This window comes from Halomonas sp. JS92-SW72 (assembly GCF_003547075.1).
In the GTDB taxonomy this organism is placed as follows: domain Bacteria; phylum Pseudomonadota; class Gammaproteobacteria; order Pseudomonadales; family Halomonadaceae; genus Halomonas; species Halomonas alkalicola.
The window spans coordinates 3,514,539-3,536,439 of record NZ_CP032147.1 but is presented as its reverse complement, the minus strand read 5'-3'; the positions used below and the strand labels follow the sequence as shown (position 1 = coordinate 3,536,439).

Genomic DNA, 21,901 nt, shown 5'->3' with positions numbered 1-21,901 from the left:
TCGGCGGTTCACTATCACACGATTGTCGATTCTTGAGTCATCGATAGGAGAAGGGGCTTCAGCCCACCGGTTTCATCAGGGGAATGGTGGGACGGGGCAAGCGTGCTTCGGCCGACATCCGCAGTGCGTGCTCACGCCAGAACGGCCAAGTGTTATATACGGCATTGTATCGCATAAATTCACTGATAGCAGCTTCGGAAAGGCCATCTTGGTAACGGTAGGTCGCAGCAAAGCAAGCCGTTATCTCAGCCAGCACATGTACCGAATCTTCATCGCCTGCTTTAGACAGCAGTACAAACCTTACTCCATAATCGATACGAGCCCTCAGCAAGCTATCGGCACCGTCCTCGCCGGCCTCAATAGGCTCCAGCAGATCGACAGAAACGGCCAGCTTATCCTGCTGCGCCATTCCTTCGGGAATATTATTCTGATGAATTTCATCATGACGGCTTACGGTAGAGCCATAGAGATAGATATCGACAATCTCGACCTTTTCCATCGCCTCGGCAATCAGCTGCTTATCCATACCGCAGCTCTTCAACGGCCAATGTCTTGACGCGATAGCGTGAAAAGGCACTGCTGCTCACGCCATCACCGGCATCTGGAGAGTGAGTCTCCCATGACTCGGCATCTCCCGGCTCGCCGGATACCTGGTGGCCGATAACACGCTTGCGAAAAGTAAAAGTGCCATGAGTCATGACTTTCAAATCATTGACAAGTTCCGGGTGGCGAGAGCACAAGCGCAGCAATCTATCCATCGCGGCGCTTTGGGTCACCTCCCCTCTTTCGTATTTTGAAAATGCATTTCTGCCTCCGCCAAACAGTAGAGCCGCCATTTCCTGATTGAGCTTGAGTTTACTGCGCAATCGAACAATATCGCTACCGGTCAGCAGGCCATCCTGAGCACGCTTCGCATCGCGGACTGCAGCATCATTACGCCGAATCTGCTCCGTCGCAATAAACTCCCTCCCGCAATTGGCACATACCGAATACTCCATAGGCACTTGTAGCACGGCTTCTTTATACCTCACCGGCTCTACTTCGGTATATTGTTGAATCTCGTGGGAACCGCACAGTTTGCAATGTCCCATGATGCCACCTCGTTTCAAAACTGCGTCAGATGGAAAGAGCCTAGGTCCACGACCAGGCAGTTATCGATCAAGCAAAATTTCACGTATAGCTGATCCGTCTCTCCATCCTGACTATCCGGCCGTGGATAGCGACAAATGTACTCATCATCACCGGGCGCGGCTTGGCGAAGATGGCTCTTGCTGAACTCTGCCTCGCTCAGCCTCGACAGACAGTCCGCAACATCCTCAAGTTCATAGCCCAGGTTCGCCACATCGCGCATGACCTTACGTCCCCGATATTCGATTCGTAGCTGCCTTGCCGCAGCATGGACATCGTTCAGGTCATAGATCGGCACCACCCACCCCTTCTAACCACCATGGTTAGCTCCCTGAGTGTAACGTGCAAACCGATCATGCGCCAGCTACAGGGGCCGGCGACGGTGCGAGCATTTCGAGCCAGCTACCCCAGCCTTCACTGCGCTGGGTGCGCCTCGGCAGTCTCACCACTCTCTCGCACCCGCGCGACCAGTACATCACTTCAGCGCCGGTTCTGCCCGGCCCATATCCCTCGGGTGTCCACCAGATGGCGGCCGGCCAGGCGCGCGCCCTCCACCTTCTTGAACGCCTTGTGGTCCACCAGCAGCACAACGATATCGGCCTCGGACAGGGCCGCGTCGATGTTTGCAAGATTGGCGCCTTCCAGACTCTCCGGAAGTGTATCGATATTGGGCTCCACCACTACCAGCCGGCCGGGCAGCCGGGCCTTAAGCGCCTGAGTGATCGCAAGGGCCGGGCTTTCACGTAGATCATCAATATCAGGCTTGAACGCCAACCCCAGGCACGCCACAGTGACCTCCCGGGCAGTGCGTTCCGGGTTCTGGCTAAGGAACTGCCCCACCGCCTGATTGACCTGGTCTATTACCCACTCGGGCTTGCCGTCGTTGACTTCGCGGGCCGTACGAATGAGGCGGGCCAGCTCCGGGGTCTCGCTGACGATGAACCAGGGATCTACGGCGATGCAGTGGCCGCCCACCCCGGGGCCCGGCTGCAGGATATTTACCCGCGGGTGGCGGTTGGCCAGGCGAATCAGCTCCCAGACGTTGATATCGAGCTTGTCGCAAATAATCGAGAGCTCGTTGGCAAAGGCGATGTTCACATCGCGAAAGCTGTTCTCGGTCAGCTTGGCCATCTCGGCAGTGCGTGCCGTGGTGGTAATGCACTCCCCACGAACGAACAGCTCATAGAGCGCGCAGGCGGCCTTCGAGCAGCGCGGCGTCATGCCGCCGATCACCCGATCGTTTTCCACCAGCTCACGCACCACATGGCCGGGCAGCACACGCTCGGGGCAATGCGCCACGCGAATATCCGAGGCCTCACCCTCCTGGCTGGGAAAGCTCAGGTCAGAGCGCGCCTCAGCGAGCCAGGCCTCCATCTGCTCGGTGGCCCCCACCGGGGAAGTGGACTCCAGGATGACCAGATCCCCCGGCTTCAATACCGGCGCGATTGCCAGACTGGCCGCTCGGATATAGCTCAGGTCTGGAACATGCTCCTTGCCCTCCTCACGCTTGAAAGGCGTTGGCACAGCGACCAGAAAAGCATCGGCCGGCTCCGGGGTGGTGGTGGCCCGCAGGTGGCCCTCCTTCACCGCCGCATGCACGAGCATGTCCAGCTCGGGTTCGACGATATGGATTTCACCACGGTTGATGGTATCCACCGCCCGTTGGCTGATATCCACGCCGATGACCTTCTTGCGGCGCGAGGCAATGACGGCGGCGGTAGGCAGGCCGATATAGCCAAGGCCAACCACGGAAATTGTCTTGAAATCCATCTCTCAGTGCTCCTGCGGTTGGGCCGCGCCAGCCAAGTGGTCGAGGATTCGCGAGCAGGCCTGACCGTCCCCGTAGGGGTTGTGGGCGCGGCTCATCCGTCGATAGGCCTCGGTATCACCCAGCAGGGTATCGAGTGCGTTTGTGATGGCATCTACATTGGTGCCCACCAGCTTGACGGTACCCGCCTCTACCGCCTCCGGCCGCTCGGTAGTATCGCGCATCACCAGCACCGGCTTACCCAGCGACGGCGCCTCTTCCTGAATGCCGCCGGAGTCGGTGAGAATCAGGTGGGCGCGATTCATCAAATACACGAAGGGCAAATAGTCCAGCGGCTCGATCAGGTGGACGTTGTCAATATCCGCCAGCAGCCGGTTTACCGGCTCCTGCACCTGGGGATTGAGGTGCACCGGGTAGACGATCTGTACCTCGGGGTGCCGGCTCGCGGTGGTCCGCAGCGCCTGGCAGATGCGCTCGAAGCCGCCGCCGAAGCTCTCCCGGCGGTGCCCGGTGACCAGCACCATCCGGCGGGCGTCATCCAGAAAGGCGAACTGGTCGCGGAACCGTACCTGCAGCGCCGGTGTGGTTTCCAACTTCTCGACCACCTCAAGCAACGCATCCACCACGGTATTTCCCGTGATCTGGACGCTATCCGGGGCGACGCCCTCCTCGAGCAAGTTGCGCTGCGAACGCTCGGTCGGCGCGTAGTGCCAGGCGGCCAACGCCCCGGTAAGCTTGCGATTGGCCTCTTCCGGCCATGGTGAGTAGAGGTCGCCGGTGCGCAGCCCTGCTTCCACATGGGCCACCGGGACCTGCTGATAGTAGGCGGCCAGGGTCGCGGCGAAGGTGGTGGCGGTATCACCATGCACCAGCACCACATCGGGGCGCTGGTCAGTTAGTACCTTCTTCATCCCCTGCAGAATGGCCGTGGTGACGTCGGTCAGGTCCTGTCCCGGCTGCATGATCGCAAGATCATGGTCAGGTACCAGCTCGAACAGCGCGAGGACCTGGTCGAGCATCTCCCGGTGCTGGCCGGTTACGCACACCCGTGCATCGAAGCGAGGGTCGGCCTGCAAGGCGAGCGCCAATGGGGCCATCTTGATCGCCTCCGGGCGCGTACCGAAGACGCAGAGGGTGCGCAGGGGTCGTGGTGAAGTCATGCACAGTCATCCATCAGAGTAATCGCGTAAATTGAGTCGGTTGGCGGCCATGACGGGCCCGCCGAGCTGACAAAGCGCCCTACTGTGCCCGCAGCGCCTCGGCCGCTTCGATGCTGACTCGAGCAACCTCGAAGATCTCCTCGGCGGGAATGGGCGTGGGCTGGCCCTCGGCAATGGCGGAGAGGAAGGCCGCAGTGCAGGCCTGCTGGCCCTTGTCCTGCTTCCACAGGTTCAGCTTGCGGAAGCCCGGCCAGCCGAAGCCCTTGAGCTTGCGGAAGTTATCGAGCTGCAGCACGCGGCCGGCGGCGAACACCTCGACGCGCTCCTTGGGGAAGCTCGCAGCGCCGTTGGCCAGGTAGTGGATGGTGCCAAAGGAGCCATCGGCGAAGCCCAGGAGGATGGCCGCCTTGTCTTCGGTGATCGCCATGCCGGGGTTGTCGCCCATCCGCCGTACCTGAACCGAGACGATCTCGCTGCCAGCCAGGAACCGCATCAGGTCGATGAAGTGGCAGGCCTCGCCGATGATGCGCCCGCCGCCAACAGCTGGGTCCTGGGTCCAGTGCTCGGGGGGGATAGCGCCGGCATTCATGGTCATGATGAAGCTCTTGGGCTCCTTCATCGCGCCCAGCAGCGTCTTCATCTTTTGCACCTGGGGGGCAAAGCGGCGGTTAAAGCCCACCATCAGGTGTGGATTACGGCCGCTGACGTGAGCGGTATGGTAGGCCGCCTCCACCTCGGCAAGGCCCTCGGTGGTGATCGCCAGGGGCTTCTCGACGAACACATGCTTGCCCGCCGCCAGGGCCTGGACGACGAAGTTCGCATGTGTGTCGTGGCGGGTGACGATAGCCAGGGTATTGACGGTGTCGTTGGCCAGCATGCCTGCCAGATCGGTGGAGGCCTCGGCGAAGCCGGCCTTCTCGCCGTGGATCACCCCGTTGATGCCCCCGGCAGTGACCAGAGTATGCAACTGGGCGCCAGCGGCCTTGAAGGCGGGTATCAGCACCCGGGAGGCGTAGTTGCCGGCGCCGATCATCCCCAGCACCGGCCGGGTGCCATCGAAGTGCGCCTCGGGGTCAAGGGTGACAGAGGAGACCCTGCGTGCCTTCAACGGGGCATCGTACTCGAGCAGGATGCCCAGTGCCGCGCGCTCCTCGGTGAGCACCCGGTAGGCCTCCGGCGCCTTGTCAAAGGCGAAGCGGTGGGTGATCAGCGGGTCGACGTCCAGCTGGCCGCTGGCCAGCATATCCAGTACCGCCTCGAAGTTGCGCTGCTCGGTCCAGCGCACGAAGCCCAGTGGATAGTCGTGGCCCTGCTCCTCGTAGGATGGATCGTAGCGTCCGGGGCCGTAGGAACAGGAGACCTGGAAGCTGAGCTCCTTCTCGTAGAAGTCGGCGCGGTTGAGCTCCAGCCCGGTGACGCCTACCAGGATGATACGCCCGCGCTGGCGGCTCATGCGCGCCGCCTGGGTGACCGGGTCATTGGACTTGGTGGAGGCGGTAATGATGACACCATCCACGCCCTTGCCGCGGCTGAAGGCCAGCCCCGCCGCCACAGGGTCTTCACCCTGGGCCGGGTTGCAGGTCTCGGCGCCGAACCGTTCGGCCAGGGCCAGCTTGGCGGTATCGAAATCGATGGCCAGCACCCGACAGCCGTGGGCACGCAGCAGCTGCACAGTGAGTAGCCCGATCAGTCCCACCCCGGTGACCACGAAGGCCTCTCCCAGGGTCGGCTGGGCCAGGCGGATGCCCTGCAGGCCGATCGCGCCCACCACGGTAAAGGCCGCCTGCTCGTCAGAAACGCCATCAGGGATACGTGCGCAGAGGTTCTGCGGCACCTTGACGATCTCAGCGTGGGGCCCGTTGGATGCCACCCGATCGCCGGGCTTGAAACCCGAAACACCCTGCCCCACCTCGCTCACCACGCCGACATTGCAGTAGCCCAACGGCAGCGGCTGGGCCAACTTGGAGCGCACCGCCTCAACCGTTGTCATCAGGCCATCGGTCTGGACCTTCTCCAGCACCATCTTGACCTTCTCCGGCTGCTGGCGGGCCTTCTGCAGGTAGGACGCACGGCCGAAATCCACCAGCATGCGCTCGGTGCCGGCGGAGACAAGGGTGGTCGAAGTCGCAATCAGCAGGTTACCGGCGCTGGCGCGGGGTGAAGGCGCCTCGGTAAGGGTAGTGGCGCCCTTGGCGAGGTCTTGGAGGACTTGTTTCACAGCACTTCCCGTATATTGATGTATATCAAGTGATCTTGAGGCGTATTTTGCCAGCCTGAGTACGAATGGGTGACTCAACGACTTCCAAGTTCCAGTTGATATCCAAATCGTCAAGATCGAAGCCGGCCATCAGTCGCTGAGTTGAAATCGCCATATCTTGCGGGGTAGCCACCAAGCTGATCTCGCCCCGTGAATCTTCACGAACCTGCAGATGCTTCAGCAGCGAAAACGCTGAATGATGCCGGCCGAAAATAATAGCTGTGAGGGAATGACGTTTGCCTTGGCGATCAATAATAAAATCGCCAACACGCCCTTCGGTGATACGAAACGCCAACGACGGTTCTGAGAAACAAACAGGCTCCACCAAGTCACCCGTATCATAGCGAATGAAGGGATGGGTGAAATTATGATGGGAGGTGCAGATCAAGCGGTGCTCACTCCCTTGAGCAGGAACCGCCTCTGCATAGCCATAAGTGGGAAATGACTGATAGACACCTAAAGCAGTCTCCCTCGCTAGAAGCGCCATTTCGCTATGCCCGTACCAACTGACAATATTCGTGCTCAGATTTTCTGCAATAGCATCGCGGTAAACCGGAGCTGGATACTCTGAGCCTAAAAGCACACCAAACAAGCGTCTGGAAAACGCATTGACATCATATGAGCGTGAGCAAGAAAGCTCATGAGAAAACTCGGCAATCAAGCTAGGGTAACCATGTATCCACCTGATGATGTCCTTGCGAGGAAGTTCCATCAGCGCCTCAACGATGTCTCGCATATGACAATTAGCATTGACAACATATTCGTTATGCACAGCATTATAACGAATAGGATGATCTTGCTCGAAATGCTTGCCGCGAAACGTCAACTTCAAATGGTGCGGGCGGTAGCCATGAGCCTTCCAAATGGCATGCATGTGAGCCCACTCACGACCAAAAGCACGGCTATCCAGATAGAATTCTAGCGGCTGACCCGAAGTTCCACCCGTATTGATCTTCATGCCTTTGTTTTTTGCAGCGCAACGTTCACCCAAGGAGAAATTTTGCATATCAGCCTTGGTTACAATAGGTACACGCTGCCAATCATCCCATTCCTTAATCTGCTCTGAGCTGAACCCTTTCGAGCGGTAGAAATTGCGATAAAAAGGCACTTCAGCTTCTGCAAAACACACCATGGCCACACATCGCTGAAACAGATATTGCGAAACCACTTCACTGCTGGCTCGCTCATATTTCACAATACCGCGAGAAGCGGATGCATACGAGGGGCCTAGACGAAGAGTGTAGGGAACGCTGCTAAGCGGCTTTCCGACTGAAGGAGGTACTGATTCGGCAAGCTGCTTAAGCCTAGATACCATTAGCACGTCAACCACGCCTCCTATAAGATTTAACCCCAGCTTTTGTCGCAGCATCGATTAGTATTTGCCGACCTTTAATCCAACAGTCTCTCATGGAGTTGAAAAGAGATGAGTCAGCATCTTGGTAGATTGGAAGCAGCTTTCTTTTGATGCGATTTTTTTTGAACCAGATAATATATTCATCATGCGTGTAACCTTCAAATTCTGGTACCAGGCTCATTGCATCGTCGCCAATATTTTCTGCCCGCTGATATTCCACAGTATTTGGGGGTATAAATTTTGCGTGATGGAGCACATCACCATCTAAGCCCAGCTCAATTGCTATCTGGTGAAAGCTTGACTGAGGGAACTTCAGCTTTCCAGAAAAAAACTCACCATAGGAAAACGCCCAGTTCCCCAAACTATAAGCGATAGTGCGACCTTTATAACGCTCAACCGGACCTACGACATGGGGATGGTGAAAAATAACAGCATAAACCCCAAGGTCTATCAACTGAAAAGCAAGTTTTCGATGAGCGGGCTGCGGATATCTTTCAAACTCATAATTGCCATGTATTACCACGACCGTTCTATCGCTTGGATGTTTCCCTATGGCTTCTTTGGCCAGCTCTCGAACACGATTCCCTTCCAGTGTATTGACACCCGGCGCTCTGTTATCAGCAGCCTGGCAGCCTATTACTGGCCAGCCACATCCGATCAAATGATACTCAACACCGTTAGACGCACATGAAACCCTGCGCTTTGCTTTATCAACATTGAGCCCAGCACCAAAGCATTCCAGCCCAGCCCCTGAAGCTAATTTCAGGGTCTTCTCTACCCCTCCTTCTATATCATGGATATGATTATTGGCGATAAATAGAGGCCCTAGTTTAAATCCATTAAACGACTGTACCCAAGCGGTCGAATTATAGCATCCCCAGCCATTAGACAAATCATCTATTGATCCAATAGCGCCTTCCAGATTTATACACCAAGGTGAGTTTTTAAGGTGGTCGGGGAAGTCTAAAAACTCAAAACTTACACCATCAGCGATAGCCACATCACCAGAAAAAATCATTAGGCACTACCTTGTGAGGCAGCTGTGCGAAAAAGCTCAATATTGTCTGAAACTGATTTCGCATCTTCTGCCTTATTCACGGAAAAAGATACGGCTTTACGTCGCATGCGCAGAAGACTCGCAGGCTCCATGTTAGCTACTTCATCAATTTTTTTTGCAAATACAAGCATATCAGAAAGGGAAAATGACCATCCAACATCATGCTCTTCCAGATCCTTCCATGGCGTTTGATCACTAATCAAAACAGGCAATCCGGCCAAGAGTGCCTCATGAATTACATGCCCATAGTTTTCTCCGCGAGTGGGAAAGAAAAACAAGTCGTGCTGAGATAGCTCGGCATTGACATTACTGGGATGAACTTCTCCGGCATAGACAACATTGATGTTGTCGGGCAAATCTTCGATCAGCGCCTCACATCGCTCCCAATACGACGCTAGTTCTTTAGGCCCATAAATTGTAAATGTAATACCTGACGAAACCTCTCGTAACACCGACAGAGCAAAATCCAAATTCTTCTTTGGCGATATCCTGGAAAGAAAACATACTCGAAGCGCCTGGCCCGATCGCCCTGAAGAAATGGTAACTGGTCCGATGGAATTCTTGGGTGCCAAATTAATTACTTCTTTAATATTCTCTTGTTTTAGAAACTTCAAGCTTTTTACTATATCATTTCGCTCGTGAGCACTAGATGCCTGCCAAGTCAGGTTCCGATAAAGGCCAAGCAAAGATGAAAGCAAAAGATAAACCTGTTTTTTCCCACGCTTCAAATCAAGGGCCCCTTCAGAAAACTCACCCCGCGGGGCCAAAATAAGCGGGATATTACCTAGCCTACCGAATCGCCGCGCCCAAAGAACACGTTGTGTAAAAGTTGAGTCAAAAAAACTGTTCAGATAGATCGCATCGGGTGAAACTTCCAAGATAAGCTTTACAAGTTGATGGATGGAAATATTGTCAGGGCTCAAGTACATAACCTCAGCCTTTCCCACACTATTCCATATCCCTTGCTCAACTTGTGCGTATGGTTGGCGGTCACCTGCATCTCGATCAAGAGTCAAAATACGGAAATCGAATTCGTCACTGAGGTGCTCAACCATATTGGCCAAGGTTCGGATGGGTCCGCCTGCCTTAAAGCCCGGCAAGTAATATTTGTTGAACACCAGTATTAATGGTTTTTCGCGCATACACAACCTTAAATTAATTAACCTTATAACATTCAGAAAGCATGGCTAGCTTATGCAACAATATCATGATCCAAATGAAAGCTTACTGACAACAACCGGCTTCTGCCTATTATTATGTGCAGCGGCCAACCAAAGGCCCAATGTAAACCAAAACCAGGAACTCCCAACAAACACAGTAAGAGAAATATTAAGGGCCGTATATAACAACATAAGAGACTTAAATCTAAAAAACGGAGTTTCTTTTCCAATATTTCTAAACTGAACCATCTTCGCGAATGCTAAAATATAAGCCACACAAGAAACCAAGAAAAAAGGCAAGCCAAAAAATTGCCATCCACTCAATGCATTATGGATATACCACCCAACATTCCCCAACTCACTTGCAAGCAAAGTGGGGTCCCCAAACAGAATCTGACGATGTAAAAGATTGAGGCCAATATTAAGTGCATAAGTTCTTTCCTGCCAACTACCAGAAGAATCTCGATCAAAAATCAACAAAAAGTGCTCTATATATAGCGGATTAATCAAACTCAAATAGCCATAAGAAATAGCCAGCAAAACAGGGGACATGACGAGCATAAAAACCACTTTCTTCCAAGCCTTGATGCCGTTACTAAAAAATAACTCATAAAAAACAATTGTAACAATGAAAAACAGCAACCCAGATCTACTCCCTGCCAAAAAAAGGGAAGCTACAGATAGCGAAAAAACTAAAACCCTTAGCCACAAAGACTTTAAACCAGCATAGGATAAAAATGAAAATATAATCAAACCCTCAGTTATCCAAAGATGGCTATACGAATCTACCCCAGTAACCTCCCTTAGATAAGCATAATCCACGCGCCCCTCATTGGAGCTTTGAACTACGAAAAAAAAACTTATTAACAATAAGAGAAACGGAATTTTAACTGAGTAATGCGGCGTGAAATTACTAACGCTAACGCCTACCAAGAACCATGTCACTCCGTAGGCACAAATAAAGGCGGCATATTGAAGCGACGACCTACCTAGGTAGTCATACCTGTCCGATAAAAGAGCACTCTGCAACATAACTGAAATGACAGGCAAAGCTAAAATACTTAAAAAAAGAAATAATTGAAACGCACTCATCTTAACTTGCCTCAACCGAGACAAGGAAAATGCACTCATCAATAAAAAAACAAAAACTACTAAAATAAATGAATTTCCGGAAATCAATTGGTAGTGAAAAAACAACCACTCCATTATTCTAATGAAAAGGATGGCAAGCAACACCGACATAGCTGCCTGGCTGGGGAAGTGCTCAGTAGTCTTCAGAATCATCACCCCTGCCTCACACCATCATCATCTTTTTTATATATAACGAAACTCTATTAAATTCGTCTAGCCAAGTGCTGTCGAGACTTTTATAATTCACTTCTTTGTTTCTTGAAGCCGAACTAAGCTTGATTATTTTGTGTGCAACTGATTCTAAGCTCTCCTCCTCTTGAATCAAAACTGAAAATTCCTCCCCTTCTAGGAGTTTTTTTATGGGTGGTTGATCTGTAGATATGATACAAATGCCAGCTTGAGAGTATTCAAATAGCTTATTTGGCGCACAATAAATGTTATTAAGACCTTCATAAGGATAGGTCACAATACCTATATCAGCATGTGACGTAATTGCCGGCAGATAATTGTTTTCTACTCGGCCCAGGGTCGATACTCGGTTTTCAATATTATGCTTCTTGATTGTTTCTTTTAGACGCCCAAGATCAGGACCATCTCCAACAATTATGATTCGGTAATTATTGGGCAAGAACTTAATTACCTTAACAAAACGCATGAGGCCACGCCGAAAAGATACATCGCCTTGGTAAATAAGAATGCATTCGTCGTCATTTTTTCTTACTAAGGCTGGATAACTTTCAAGTACGTTAATTTTTTCTTCTTCTTTGATTTCCCGTCTTTCTGGAATGTTCCGCATATATGTCGAAAAGTTTTTGATGCTGTAATGCCGCCCCATAATTTCAGCCCGCTCCGGGTTGGCTGAAATAACTAAATCAGCTTTTGGCACTACAAATTTTTCTAAGACATACCAAAATCTGGCACGGTGTGACGTCGACTTACCTTTCTCTGGAACAATTAGTTCATACGCATCATAAACAAACTTAGCATCAAAAAAACGCGAAGCCATCCAGCCTGGAAATGTAGTGTAATAATTTTCCGCGAAAATTAGATTTGGCTTTATCTTCCAAGCCTCTCTTACAACTCTCCACCAAAACACAATGTGACGACGTACCACGCCCCAATTCTCTCTCAATAAAACACGACTATGCGAAGCACGGGTTTCACTATTTATTCTTGTCGATGCATCGATTATCGATACCTCACCAAATTGTTTTGCCACTTCTATCATTCGTTTGGCACGGCCGTCAAAATCAACATCACCGTAGAGGATCACCAGACTCTTAGTCATTCCACTCTCGACCTAAAATTCCAAAAAGAAAATGCGGAAAAATTATACCCAGTTAAATGACGGGCCCAGGCCAGCCCCAAAGCATTAACAGTGAATAGACTGGCACCAGTAGCCACTGCAGCACCTTCCATACCGAAAGCAGGGATCAGTAGAATGTTAAGTGATATATTCATCATGAAAGTTGCAGCTGTTACAGCTGCAGCAACACCTGGTCTCCCCAGCATGCTGAGCGCAAGCCCCGAGAAACCGACTGACGCATAGGCAACCTTCCCCAAAGCTAGTATAGACAGTGCTTGTGCCGCTGGCGCAAAATCCGGTCCAAAAGCATAATTCAATAATGGGGCAGCAAATATAATAACAACCAGTGATAGCGGCAGCATGACCACTGTTGCTACTTGGTGGCTTAAAACCAACATTTTCCGTAGGCGCTGCCAATCCTGCTGAGCATGTAAGCGCGCTATTTGGGGACCAATCGCCATCGAAATCGCAAACATCGTGACACCCAACCCCTCAACGATTTGCAATGCGACACGATACCTTCCAACTGACTCTTGCGTCGTCAGCAAGCCAAGCATCAGGATGTCAGTTTGGTAGTTGAGCACCTGCACGCCAGCAAGAAGCAGGAAAGGTAAGCTGAGCCGAGCCAGCTTTAGACGCTGCATGTCTGGAATGGACACCCTCACCTTGTGAGGCAGCTTATGCAACAGTAAAGCGACTCCAGCCGCGACGGCTACAGCCGCTGATACAGCGTGCGTAGCCAGTGCACTTTCTGGCGTAAGTGAAATTCCGCCGATTGAGATTATGACTAGTACAGCGAGAAAGACAAAGGGCCTGACGACCTGACCTGGTAACTGCCCGAGTACTACATGTCCTAACCCTCTTGTAGCCCCGCCCAAGGTGGCGGAAAACGCCAAAAGCGGAAAAATTATCAGCCCAACTGTAAGAGCCGAACTAGGTGCTTGGGCCAAACCGGCACCACGCAGCCAGAGTAAGAGACAAGCACCAGTGGCAATAACAAAAGAAACACTCACTACAATCTGTGCGGCCCCGGACAGGAGCCCTCGTGTTTCGCTATAATTTCCGTTCGCCTCAGCCACAGAGACGAACCTTACCAGTGATGCCGGGAAACCAAATTGAGCAATAATGGCGAGAAGCTGCACTAACGCCATGGTAAAGGCATAAATGCCCAGTGCCTCTGGCCCTAGGGCGCGCGCCAACGCAACGCCAACCATGAATTGGAGAGCAAGGTAGCTTGCTTTTACACCGAGACTAGCTAGACTTCCACACACCAGCTTTTTCCGCAGTCCATCACCAGAGAAGGTGAGTTTGGAAACCTTACCCCTGCTAAAGCTTGCCTCTTCTCGCATTTTTTATGCCCACTCCCGGAGTCATAGTCAAACCGAAGCACTTTGGGCCGCACGGTAGAGCCAAGAAGGCCAGCGTCGTTACATTTCTAGGCTCATCGTCCACAATGAACTAATGAAGCGCCCCCCTGCGCAGATCTCGGGCTAGCTGAAACTATGCTTCCCGGGAGACCGGCATATGCAGGTTTCACATGATAACATCTACCGAAACCCATACATCACAGTGCGTTGAGTATGCGGCATCTAAGTTCTAAGCTAGGGAAAATGCATGAAAAATCCTACACCTAGCTATGGTGAGTTCTAGTGTACGGGAGGAGGTAGGAAGGGTGGCGTATATTGCTGATTGATCACAACCAAGTGATCTTGCCCAGCAACAGTGGACACCCCGTGAAGGTAGTACACTCAACGAGGTGACCCATGGCCAAGCAAGCTACCCCGATGAAGAAGACCCGTGCCCGTTACTCCGACGCCTACCGCGAGGAAGCTCTTGCCCTCGCTGACCGAGTGGGCACTGCCGCTGCCGCCCGTGAGCTGGGCCTGCAGCCCAGCTAACTCTATCAGTGGCGCGCCAAGGCCCAACAGAAGAAGAACACCTCCGAGCGCGAGCAATCACTGGCTGATGAAAACGCCCGGCTGAAGCGGCAACTCGCTGAAATGTCAGAGGAACTGGCCATAACAAAAAAGGCCGCGGTACGCTCAACTGGTCATCGCAACACAGCCACCCTACAGAGAACGATATGGCAAGACGAGGACGGCCCGGTGGACTCTCCGCAAACCAGAAGCAGCTACTCTGGGAGCAGTGGCAAGCCGGTCAATCATTAAGCGAGATCAGCCGGCTGCTTTGTCAGAATCCAGGATCGGTGCATCGTGTTCTGTCCACCAGCGGTGGTATCGCACCGCACCCTCGTTCACGATCCAGTCGGCACTTGACCCTGGCTGAGCGGGATCCAGCGCGGCTTTCTTCTGCTTTCGCCGGATGCCGGCTTTGAAACGAGTCTCCCCTTTCAGATAATTCAAGGCGATGTGACGCATCCTGGCGAGGTTTTCCGCCGCCTGTCCTCGGTGAATTTTGCAGGCGTCCTCGCGGAGCGCCACGTCCAGGGACCAGTGGAGTGTCGGGTCCCGGGTGATTGACCACCCGTTTGGTAAATAACTCAGGTCGCTTGGCCTGCCATTCCTTCATCGCCGTGATCGGCGATTGGTGGTGCAGCGCTTTCTGCGGGATATGGTGATTGTACAGCCAGCTGTAACGCTTGAGCGTCTGCTCCAGGTCTTCACCTGAGGTGTAGCGCCGGGTCGCCAGCACGTCGCTGATACGGCCGTTGAAGCGCTCCACCATGCCATTCGTTTGCGGCCTTCCCGGCTTGATCAGGCGGTGCTCGATGCCGTGGGCCAGGCACTCCTGATCGAAGGGATGGCGCCCGCTGGGCTTGCGCTCACCTGCCCGCGTGAAGCGATCAGTGAACGACTTGCCGTTGTCGGTCAACACCGTCTGGATCTTGAAGGGCGCCTTCTTCTCGACCTGCTTCATAAACGCCCGAGCATCCTTCGCGGACTGGCTGCGTCGGACCTCCAGGTAGACCCAGCGTGTCGCACGGTCGATGGCAACGTACAGGTAGCGCTTCTGCTCCTCGTCGGGCATCTGAGGCAGGTGCTTGATGTCGATATGCACGTAGCCCGGCTCATAGTCCTTGAAGGGCTTGTGCCGGGGCTTCTCGTCGCCACCGGCATCCTGCCGCGCCAGTTCCGCCAACGCTGCTGGTGCTGGTGTTCCCGGCGATCGTGCTGTTCCTGCCCCAGCTACTCTATTGATGGCCACCCGTGGCGGCGGCCCTCGGCAGCGTGCGGCGCCTTAAGCGACACCATTTATAGGGCTGTTTGTCTTTAAGATGTATCAAAAAAGCCCCCGGTTTGACTGAGGTCAAACCGGGGGCTTTTGCTTTCCACTACGCTGACATCATGCCATGAGGTGATACCAGAGTAAGGAGAGCGTTATGGAAAGGCTGTCAGATTATATTCAGGGCGAGCGGGTCGTTCGCGAGCTGCGCCGCCACGCCCCCGAGGCCCTCGAGGCGCTGGCCCGCGACCTGGAGCAGCCGCTCAGCCCGCCGCTGGAGAAGGCCATGGCGCGCAGCCTGGATGACCGTCGGGTGCCCGACTTCGCCGCCTCTGAGGTGCTGATGCCGGCGATGATGACCACCTTCGCGGTGGACCCGGCGGCTATCGCCGAGGAGGAGCTGGCCGGGCTGGAGGAGACCTGCAATCGCTGCAGCGAGGTGGGGCGCTGCTGGCAGGCGATGCGTGCCTTCGCCGAGGCCGAGGCGTGCCGCGGCTTCTGCCCCAACGCCGAGACCTTCATGGGCCGCGGCGTCGAGGAGGCCGAGGGGGTCGCCTAGCCCGGGCGGCTACTTGATGATCAGCACCGGCACCGCGGCCAGCTGTGCCACCTTGTGGCTGACGCTGCCGAGCATCAGCTCCCGGACGGTGCCGAGCCCGCGGCTGCCGATCACGATGAGGTCCTGGTGGTGCTCCTCGGCGTGGCGGCAGATGGCCCGGGCGGGGTCGCCTTCCAGCAGCAGGGTGCGGCACTCGAGCCCCTCGCGCATCACCAGCTCCCGGGCGTGGGCGAGCAGCGCCTTGCCCCGCTCGCGGGCCTGCTCGCGCTGCTCGCGGCGCGCCTGGCTGGCACTGCCGGCCATGTCGGCGAACATCAGCGGTGCCTGGCCGTCGTCGGGCAGGGCGTGCACCAGGCTCAGGCTGCCGCCGGCCTGGCGCGCCTGGGTGATGGCGGCATCCAGCACCCGCTGGCCGTGGGAGGAGCCGTCCAGGGCGGCGACGATACGTTCGAATCTCATGGTCAGCTCCGCTGCAGGCTGGGGGAAGAGGAGGCGGATGCCTCGGCGTCACGGGTGGCGAGTTCGTCGGTGATGTCCTCCTCGTGGGGCTCGCCGGCCGGCTGGCCCTCCTCGCGGCCCAGCAGCAGGAAGTAGAGCACCACACCGGAGCCGATGCCCCAGGCGGGGCCCATCACCGCGGTGAGCACGCCGATGGCCAGCACCAGCCCCCGGGAGATGTTGCTGCTCACCATGGACATCGCCACGTAGGCGCAGGCGAAGCCGGTGAGGATGATGGTCACCGAGAGCGCCACCGGCAGCATCGGCATGATGATGCCGAGCACCGGCATCAGGAGCCCGATGGGGATCGCCATCAGGTAGAAGTTGGTGGTGCCGGTGAAGAGCGAATCCATCACGTTGCGCCCCTTCTTGTAGCGCTCGATCAGAAACACCTGCACGCCGGTCCAGATCGGGCCGTGGAGCATCACCAGGGGGCCGGCGGTGACCAGCTGGGCCAGGTTGCGGATCGCCAGCACGTAGTGGCTGCGGGTGGCGTCGATGTCGAGCTTCTCGTCCGGTCGGGCGCGGTCGGCCTCCTTGAGCAGGGTGTCGGCCACCAGCAGGTCGCCGAAGGCCAGGACGTAGATCATCACCCCGATGGGCACCGCCGAGAGGATCACGCTCCAGGAGGGCAGCCCGACGGACCAGGGGGCCAGGGTATCGAGCGTCTCGCCCAACGGCGGCACGAAGATCCCCCACTGGATATCGAAGCGGAGCTCGCCGGCGATCAGCCCCACCACCCCGGCCGCGGCGAAGGCCACCAGCATGGCGTTGGCCGCCACCAGGGCCTTGAGCCGGCTGTTGGGCAGGCGCGCGAAGGGCGCGGAGAACATCAGCCCCAGCACCACCACCCAGGCGGTGACCAGGGTGAAGGGCATGCTGGGCAGACGGTCGAACTCCGACTGGAAGGCCGCCACCGCCGCGCCCATGATGATCCCCGCCTTGATGGTGGCGGGGACCAGGTTGTTGAAGCGCTCCCCCAGCCGGGTCAGGCCGAAGAAGAGAAACAGGAAGGAGACCACCAGGGTCACCGCGATCATGGCGCGGATCGCCTCCGGCCCAGGGTCGAAGCCGTTGAGGAACACCAGGGTCAGCGGCAGGCCGGCGGCGATGCCGCCCGCCGAGTAGACGTCGCCGAACAGGAAGGTCTGGGCGAAGACCCAGAAGAACATCACCAGCATCACCGTCCAGGCGATCTCGAAGGAGACGCCGAAGTACTGCATCAGCAGCGGGGCGGTGGCGCCGCCGGTGGCGAGCAGCAGCAGGCCGCCCTGGAAGTGGACGCTGGGGGTCAGGCCGACGTGCACGCCGGGAATCCGCAGGGTGAAGGGGCCCCAGTGGATGCCGGGCTGCACGGCGCCGTGGTCACGCTTGATCGTCATGGAAACTCACGTTCGTCGTCGGTCAGGGAAGGGAGTCGTGCTGGAAGGCGGCCAACACGAAAACAGGACGGGGCCTGGGGCCGCCGTCCTGTCGTGTCGCGATGGCTCAGTGGTCGAAGTTGAGCGTCACGTTCTTGCTGATCGGGAAGCACTGGCAGCTGAGCACCATGCCCGCCTCGATCTCGTAGTCCTCGAGGGCGAAGTTGGCGTCCATCTCCACCTCGCCCTCCTCCACCTTGGCCAGGCAGGTGGAGCAGACCCCCGCCTTGCAGGAGTAGGGCAGGTCGGCGCCGTGGGCGTTGCCGGCGTCGAGGATGCTCTGGGTGTTCTTCGGCAGCTCGAACTCCAGGGTGCGGCCGTCGATGATCACCTTGATATGGGAGCTCTCCGGGGCCACCTGGCCGACGCCGCCGGCCTCGGGGCGCCGTGCGCTGGCGGTGGGGCGGGTGCCGAACAGCTCGAGCTGGATGCGCTCCGGCGCCATGCCGAACTCCTTGAGGGTGTCGCGCACCGTCTCGGACATCGCCTGGGGGCCGCACAGGAAGGCCGCCTCGAGGCTCGGCACGTCCAGCCAGCGGTCGAACAGGGTGCGGCACTTCTCGGCATCGATGATGCCGTTGTAGAGCTCGATGTCCTGCTCCTCGCGGTTGAAGATGTGGATCAGGTTGAGCCGCTCCATGTGGCGGTTCTTCAGGTCCTGCAGCTTCTCGCGGAACATGGTGGTGGAGGTGGAGAAGTTGCCGTAGACCAGGGTGAAGCGGCTCTCGGGCTCGGTCTCCAGGGTGGTGCTGATGATCGACAGGATCGGCGTGATGCCGCTGCCGGCGGCCACGGCCAGGTAGTGGCCCTTGCGGCTCGGGTCCAGGGGCACGAAGAACTTGCCCTGGGGCGGCATCACCTCGAGGGTGTCGCCCACCTTCAGCTCCTGGTTGGCGAAGGAGGAGAAGGCGCCGCCCGGCACCAGCTTCACCGCCACGCGGATCTCGCCCTCGTGCACGCCGGTGCAGATGGAGTACGAGCGACGCACCTCCTCCCCGGCGATCTCGCGGCGCAGGGTCAGGTACTGGCCCTGGGTGTACTGGAAGGCGTCATGCAGGGATTCGGGGACCTCGAAGGCGATGGAGACGGACTCGCTGGTCTCCTTGCGGACGTCGCGAACGGTCAGGGCGTGGAATCGGCTCATGGGGTGATCTCGTCAAAGGCACTTGAAGTAGTCGAAGGGTTCCAGGCAGTCCCGGCAGCGGTAGAGCGCCTTGCAGGCAGTGGAGCCGAACTCGCTGACCCGCTCGGTATGCTCGCTGCCGCACAGCGGGCAGGGCACCGCCGGGTCCTCGCCCAGCAGGCTGCGCTTGCTGGCACTGCCTACGGGGGGCGCGATGCCGAAGGCGCGCAGCTTCTCGCGGCCCTCCTCGGTGATCCAGTCGGTGGTCCAGGCCGGCGAGAGGCGGCGTTCGATCTGCGGGGCGACGTAGCCGGCGGCGGTCAGCGCCTCCTCGATCTGCTGCTCGATCGCCTCGGTGGCGGGGCAGCCGGAGTAGGTCGGCGTGACCTGGACCCGCAGGCGGCCCTCGACCCAGTCGATGCCGCGCACGATACCGAGCTCCACCACGTCGACGGCGGGCACCTCGGGATCCGGCACCTCGTGGAGTACCGCCAGCACGGCGTCGACGTCGCCCTCGGGCCCGGCCGGAGGCAGGCCGCGGCGGTCGCTGCCGATCAGGTCGGTGGAGGGCCAGTCGTCCTGGCCCTCGTGCCGCCGATCGATGGGGGCGTTACCAGACGGTCGCATCGGGGTAGGCCCTCGGCAGGTACTGCATCTCCGCCAGCAGGAAGCCCAGATGCTCGGTGTGGTGGCCGGCCTTGCCGCCGGTATACATCCAGGCATCCGCAGGCGGGCGGGTCAGGGTCGCCGCTTCCAGCACCTTCTCCACGGTGGCGTTCCAGCGGGCCACCAGGGTCTCGGCGTCCGGGGCGATGCCGGCCTCTGCCATGGCCTGGTCGACCTCGTCGAACTGCACAAGCTCGCCGGTGAAGCGCCACAGGGTGTCGATGGCGCGCTGCATGCGGGCGTGGCTCTCCTCGGTGCCGTCGCCCAGGCGCACCACCCACTCGGAGGAGCGGCGCAGGTGATAGGTCGCCTCCTTCAGGGACTTGGCGGCCACCTCGGCGATGCGCGGGTCGCTGGCCTCGGCCAGCCCCTCGAGCAGCGGCACGTGCCAGGCGTCGAACAGGAACTGGCGCGCCATGGTCTCGGCGAAGTCGCCGTTGGGCTGTTCCACGAGCAGCAGATTGCGGAAGTCCTGGGCGTCGCGACGGAAAGCCAGGGCGTCGGCATCGCGGCCGTCCCCTTCCAGCTCCGCCGCATAGGTGAGCCAGTTGCGGGCCTGGCCGAAGAGGTCGAGGCCGACGTTCATCAGCGCCATCTCCTCTTCCAGGGCCGGCGCCTTGCCGCAGAGCTCGGCGTGGCGCTGACCCAGCACCAGGGTGCTGTCGCCGAGGCGCAGCAGGTACTCGATCAGCGGGGTCTGGGTCTTGCGTGACACGTTCTGCATGGGAGCCCCCTTACATGTGGCCGACTTCTTTCGGCAGGTCGTAGAAGGAGGCGTGGCGGTAGACCTTGTCGTTGGACGGGTCGAACAGCGCTTCCTTCTCGTCGGGGGCGGAGGCGGTGATGTCGCTGGCCAGCACGACCCAGATGCTCACGCCCTCGTTGCGGCGGGTGTAGAGCTCGCGGGCGTTCTCGAGGGCCATCTGGCGATCGGCGGCATGCACGCTGCCGACATGCTTGTGGTTCAGGCCGTGCTTGCTGCGCACGAAGACTTCGTAGAGGGGCCAGTCTGCCATGGGGGAATACCTCGTTCGGTGTCGGGGGCGGACGCCGCCCGGCGGCGTCCGTGGTTGTCTGGTGTCGACAGGATCCTGTCGGCGTCTCAGGCGGCGCGGCGCTGGCGCTGCTTCTCGGCGTGGGCCACGGCGGCCTCGCGGACCCAGGCGCCCTCGTCGATGGCGCGGCGACGGGCCTCGATGCGCTCACGGTTGCAGGGGCCGTTGCCCTGGATGACGTCGAAGAACTCCTGCCAGTCGATCTCGCCGAACTCGTAGTGGCCGGTCGCCTCGTTCCACTTGAGGTCCGGGTCCGGCGCGGTGCAGCCGAGCAGCTCGAGCTGGGGCACGGTCTGGTCGAGGAAGCGCTGGCGCAGCTCGTCGTTGCTGTGGCGCTTGATCTTCCAGGCCATGGACTGGGCGCTGTTGGGCGAGTTGTCGTCGGAGGGGCCGAACATCATCAGCGCCGGCCACCAGAAACGGTTGATGGAGTCCTGCACCATCGCCTTCTGCTCCTCGGTGCCCTCGCGCATCAGCGTCAGCAGGATCTGGTAGCCCTGGCGCTGGTGGAAGCTCTCCTCCTTGCACACCCGGATCATGGCGCGGGAGTAGGGGCCGTAGGAGGTGCGCTGCAGCGGCACCTGGTTGACGATGGCGGCGCCATCCACCAGCCAGCCGATGGTGCCGATGTCGGCCCAGTTCAGCGTCGGGTAGTTGAAGATGCTGGAGTACTTCGCGCGGCCGTCGTGGAGCTTCTGGATCTCCTCGTCGCGATCGGCGCCCAGGGTCTCCATGGCGCTGTAGAGGTAGAGGCCGTGGCCCGCCTCGTCCTGGATCTTGGCCATCAGCTGCAGCTTGCGCTTCAGCGACGGGGCGCGGGTCAGCCAGTTGCCCTCGGGCAGCATGCCGACCACCTCGGAGTGGGCGTGCTGGGAGATCTGGCGGATCAGCGTCTTGCGATACGCCTCCGGCATCCAGTTCTTGGGCTCGATCTTGATCTCGGCATCGATGCGCTCCTGGAAGGCGCGCTCCTCGGGGCCCATCTCCTCGAGGGTCTTGAGCTTCTTGGTGCCGGTCTCGACTAGCTGCGCGTACATGGTGACCTCCGCGTCGTCGCAATCAGGGGGAAACGCTC

Annotated in this window: 20 protein-coding genes and 2 pseudogenes; 2 read left to right on the top strand and 20 right to left on the bottom strand. The window is 57.7% G+C overall.

The window, feature by feature from the left end:
• Positions 1-58: 58 nt before the first annotated feature.
• The 12 genes from D1793_RS16690 to D1793_RS16635 all read right to left on the bottom strand — a co-directional run bounded on the left by D1793_RS16690 (position 59) and on the right by D1793_RS16635 (position 13,670).
• Entirely contained in the window at positions 59-526 is a 468-nt protein-coding gene (locus tag D1793_RS16690; protein ID WP_119023140.1) for a hypothetical protein, read from the bottom strand.
• Positions 519-1,091, bottom strand: a complete 573-nt coding sequence (locus tag D1793_RS16685) for a type II toxin-antitoxin system MqsA family antitoxin (protein ID WP_119023139.1) — start codon at positions 1,089-1,091, stop codon at positions 519-521. Before D1793_RS16685 ends, D1793_RS16690 begins: the two co-directional genes overlap by 8 nt.
• Positions 1,092-1,105: 14 nt before the next feature.
• Complete coding sequence (locus tag D1793_RS16680) at positions 1,106-1,426, bottom strand: type II toxin-antitoxin system MqsR family toxin (protein ID WP_162899998.1); 321 nt, start codon at positions 1,424-1,426, stop codon at positions 1,106-1,108.
• Between the two features lie 182 nt (positions 1,427-1,608).
• Positions 1,609-2,898 carry a UDP-N-acetyl-D-mannosamine dehydrogenase gene (gene wecC / locus D1793_RS16675; RefSeq protein WP_119023137.1) on the bottom strand — a complete coding sequence of 430 codons (1,290 nt, stop codon included), beginning with the start codon at positions 2,896-2,898 and terminating at the stop codon, positions 1,609-1,611.
• A 3-nt stretch (positions 2,899-2,901) separates the two neighbouring features.
• Positions 2,902-4,056 carry a UDP-N-acetylglucosamine 2-epimerase (non-hydrolyzing) gene (wecB, locus tag D1793_RS16670; protein ID WP_119023136.1) on the bottom strand — a complete coding sequence of 385 codons (1,155 nt, stop codon included), beginning with the start codon at positions 4,054-4,056 and terminating at the stop codon, positions 2,902-2,904.
• A gap of 79 nt (positions 4,057-4,135) precedes the next feature.
• Positions 4,136-6,274, bottom strand: a complete 2,139-nt coding sequence (locus D1793_RS16665; RefSeq protein WP_119023135.1) for a bi-domain-containing oxidoreductase — start codon at positions 6,272-6,274, stop codon at positions 4,136-4,138.
• A 25-nt stretch (positions 6,275-6,299) separates the two neighbouring features.
• A complete protein-coding gene (locus D1793_RS19520; RefSeq protein WP_162899997.1) occupies positions 6,300-7,508 on the bottom strand; it encodes a CoF synthetase in 1,209 nt (402 codons plus the stop codon).
• Between the two features lie 127 nt (positions 7,509-7,635).
• Entirely contained in the window at positions 7,636-8,685 is a 1,050-nt protein-coding gene (locus tag D1793_RS16655) for a CapA family protein (protein ID WP_119023133.1), read from the bottom strand.
• Positions 8,685-9,866: a glycosyltransferase family 4 protein gene (locus D1793_RS16650; RefSeq protein WP_119023132.1), complete on the bottom strand. Its 1,182-nt coding sequence runs from the start codon at positions 9,864-9,866 to the stop codon at positions 8,685-8,687. The genes D1793_RS16655 and D1793_RS16650 overlap by 1 nt, the downstream gene beginning before the upstream one ends.
• Before the next feature lie 63 nt (positions 9,867-9,929).
• Entirely contained in the window at positions 9,930-11,168 is a 1,239-nt protein-coding gene (locus D1793_RS16645; protein ID WP_119023131.1) for an O-antigen ligase family protein, read from the bottom strand.
• Between the two features lie 10 nt (positions 11,169-11,178).
• Positions 11,179-12,303, bottom strand: a complete 1,125-nt coding sequence (locus tag D1793_RS16640) for a glycosyltransferase (protein ID WP_119023130.1) — start codon at positions 12,301-12,303, stop codon at positions 11,179-11,181.
• Positions 12,300-13,670, bottom strand: coding sequence for a flippase (locus D1793_RS16635; protein ID WP_119023129.1), 1,371 nt, complete (start codon positions 13,668-13,670; stop codon positions 12,300-12,302). Before D1793_RS16635 ends, D1793_RS16640 begins: the two co-directional genes overlap by 4 nt.
• A 414-nt stretch (positions 13,671-14,084) precedes the next feature.
• On the opposite strand from D1793_RS16635, the pseudogene D1793_RS19880 reads away from it, so the two are divergent.
• Positions 14,085-14,351: pseudogene (locus D1793_RS19880) on the top strand (transposase); the annotation flags it as partial.
• 430 nt (positions 14,352-14,781) lie between these two features.
• On the opposite strand, the pseudogene D1793_RS16630 reads toward D1793_RS19880, so the two are convergent.
• A pseudogene (locus D1793_RS16630) lies at positions 14,782-15,384 on the bottom strand (DDE-type integrase/transposase/recombinase); the annotation flags it as partial.
• 277 nt (positions 15,385-15,661) lie between these two features.
• Between D1793_RS16630 and D1793_RS16625 the strand changes: the two are divergent.
• Positions 15,662-16,063 (top strand): hypothetical protein, encoded by a 402-nt coding sequence (locus D1793_RS16625; protein WP_119023128.1) that lies wholly within the window; start codon positions 15,662-15,664, stop codon positions 16,061-16,063.
• A 9-nt stretch (positions 16,064-16,072) separates the two neighbouring features.
• Here D1793_RS16625 and D1793_RS16620 read toward each other — a convergent pair whose 3' ends face one another.
• The 7 genes from D1793_RS16620 to paaA all read right to left on the bottom strand — a co-directional run bounded on the left by D1793_RS16620 (position 16,073) and on the right by paaA (position 21,863).
• A complete protein-coding gene (locus D1793_RS16620; protein WP_119023127.1) occupies positions 16,073-16,522 on the bottom strand; it encodes a universal stress protein in 450 nt (149 codons plus the stop codon).
• 2 nt (positions 16,523-16,524) lie between these two features.
• On the bottom strand, positions 16,525-17,943 hold the full coding sequence (locus D1793_RS16615; RefSeq protein WP_205527565.1) for a hypothetical protein: 1,419 nt from the start codon (positions 17,941-17,943) through the stop codon (positions 16,525-16,527).
• Between the two features lie 106 nt (positions 17,944-18,049).
• A complete protein-coding gene (gene paaE / locus D1793_RS16610; RefSeq protein WP_119023126.1) occupies positions 18,050-19,126 on the bottom strand; it encodes a 1,2-phenylacetyl-CoA epoxidase subunit PaaE in 1,077 nt (358 codons plus the stop codon).
• A gap of 12 nt (positions 19,127-19,138) precedes the next feature.
• Positions 19,139-19,732: a 1,2-phenylacetyl-CoA epoxidase subunit PaaD gene (paaD, locus tag D1793_RS16605; RefSeq protein ID WP_119023125.1), complete on the bottom strand. Its 594-nt coding sequence runs from the start codon at positions 19,730-19,732 to the stop codon at positions 19,139-19,141.
• The gene (gene paaC, locus D1793_RS16600) at positions 19,716-20,495 is read right to left on the bottom strand and encodes a 1,2-phenylacetyl-CoA epoxidase subunit PaaC (protein ID WP_119023124.1); all 780 of its coding nucleotides are present in this window, start codon (positions 20,493-20,495) and stop codon (positions 19,716-19,718) included. Before paaC ends, paaD begins: the two co-directional genes overlap by 17 nt.
• A 10-nt stretch (positions 20,496-20,505) precedes the next feature.
• Entirely contained in the window at positions 20,506-20,787 is a 282-nt protein-coding gene (gene paaB, locus D1793_RS16595; RefSeq protein WP_119023123.1) for a 1,2-phenylacetyl-CoA epoxidase subunit PaaB, read from the bottom strand.
• An 86-nt stretch (positions 20,788-20,873) separates the two neighbouring features.
• Positions 20,874-21,863 (bottom strand): 1,2-phenylacetyl-CoA epoxidase subunit PaaA, encoded by a 990-nt coding sequence (gene paaA, locus D1793_RS16590; protein ID WP_119023122.1) that lies wholly within the window; start codon positions 21,861-21,863, stop codon positions 20,874-20,876.
• Positions 21,864-21,901: the final 38 nt, after the last annotated feature.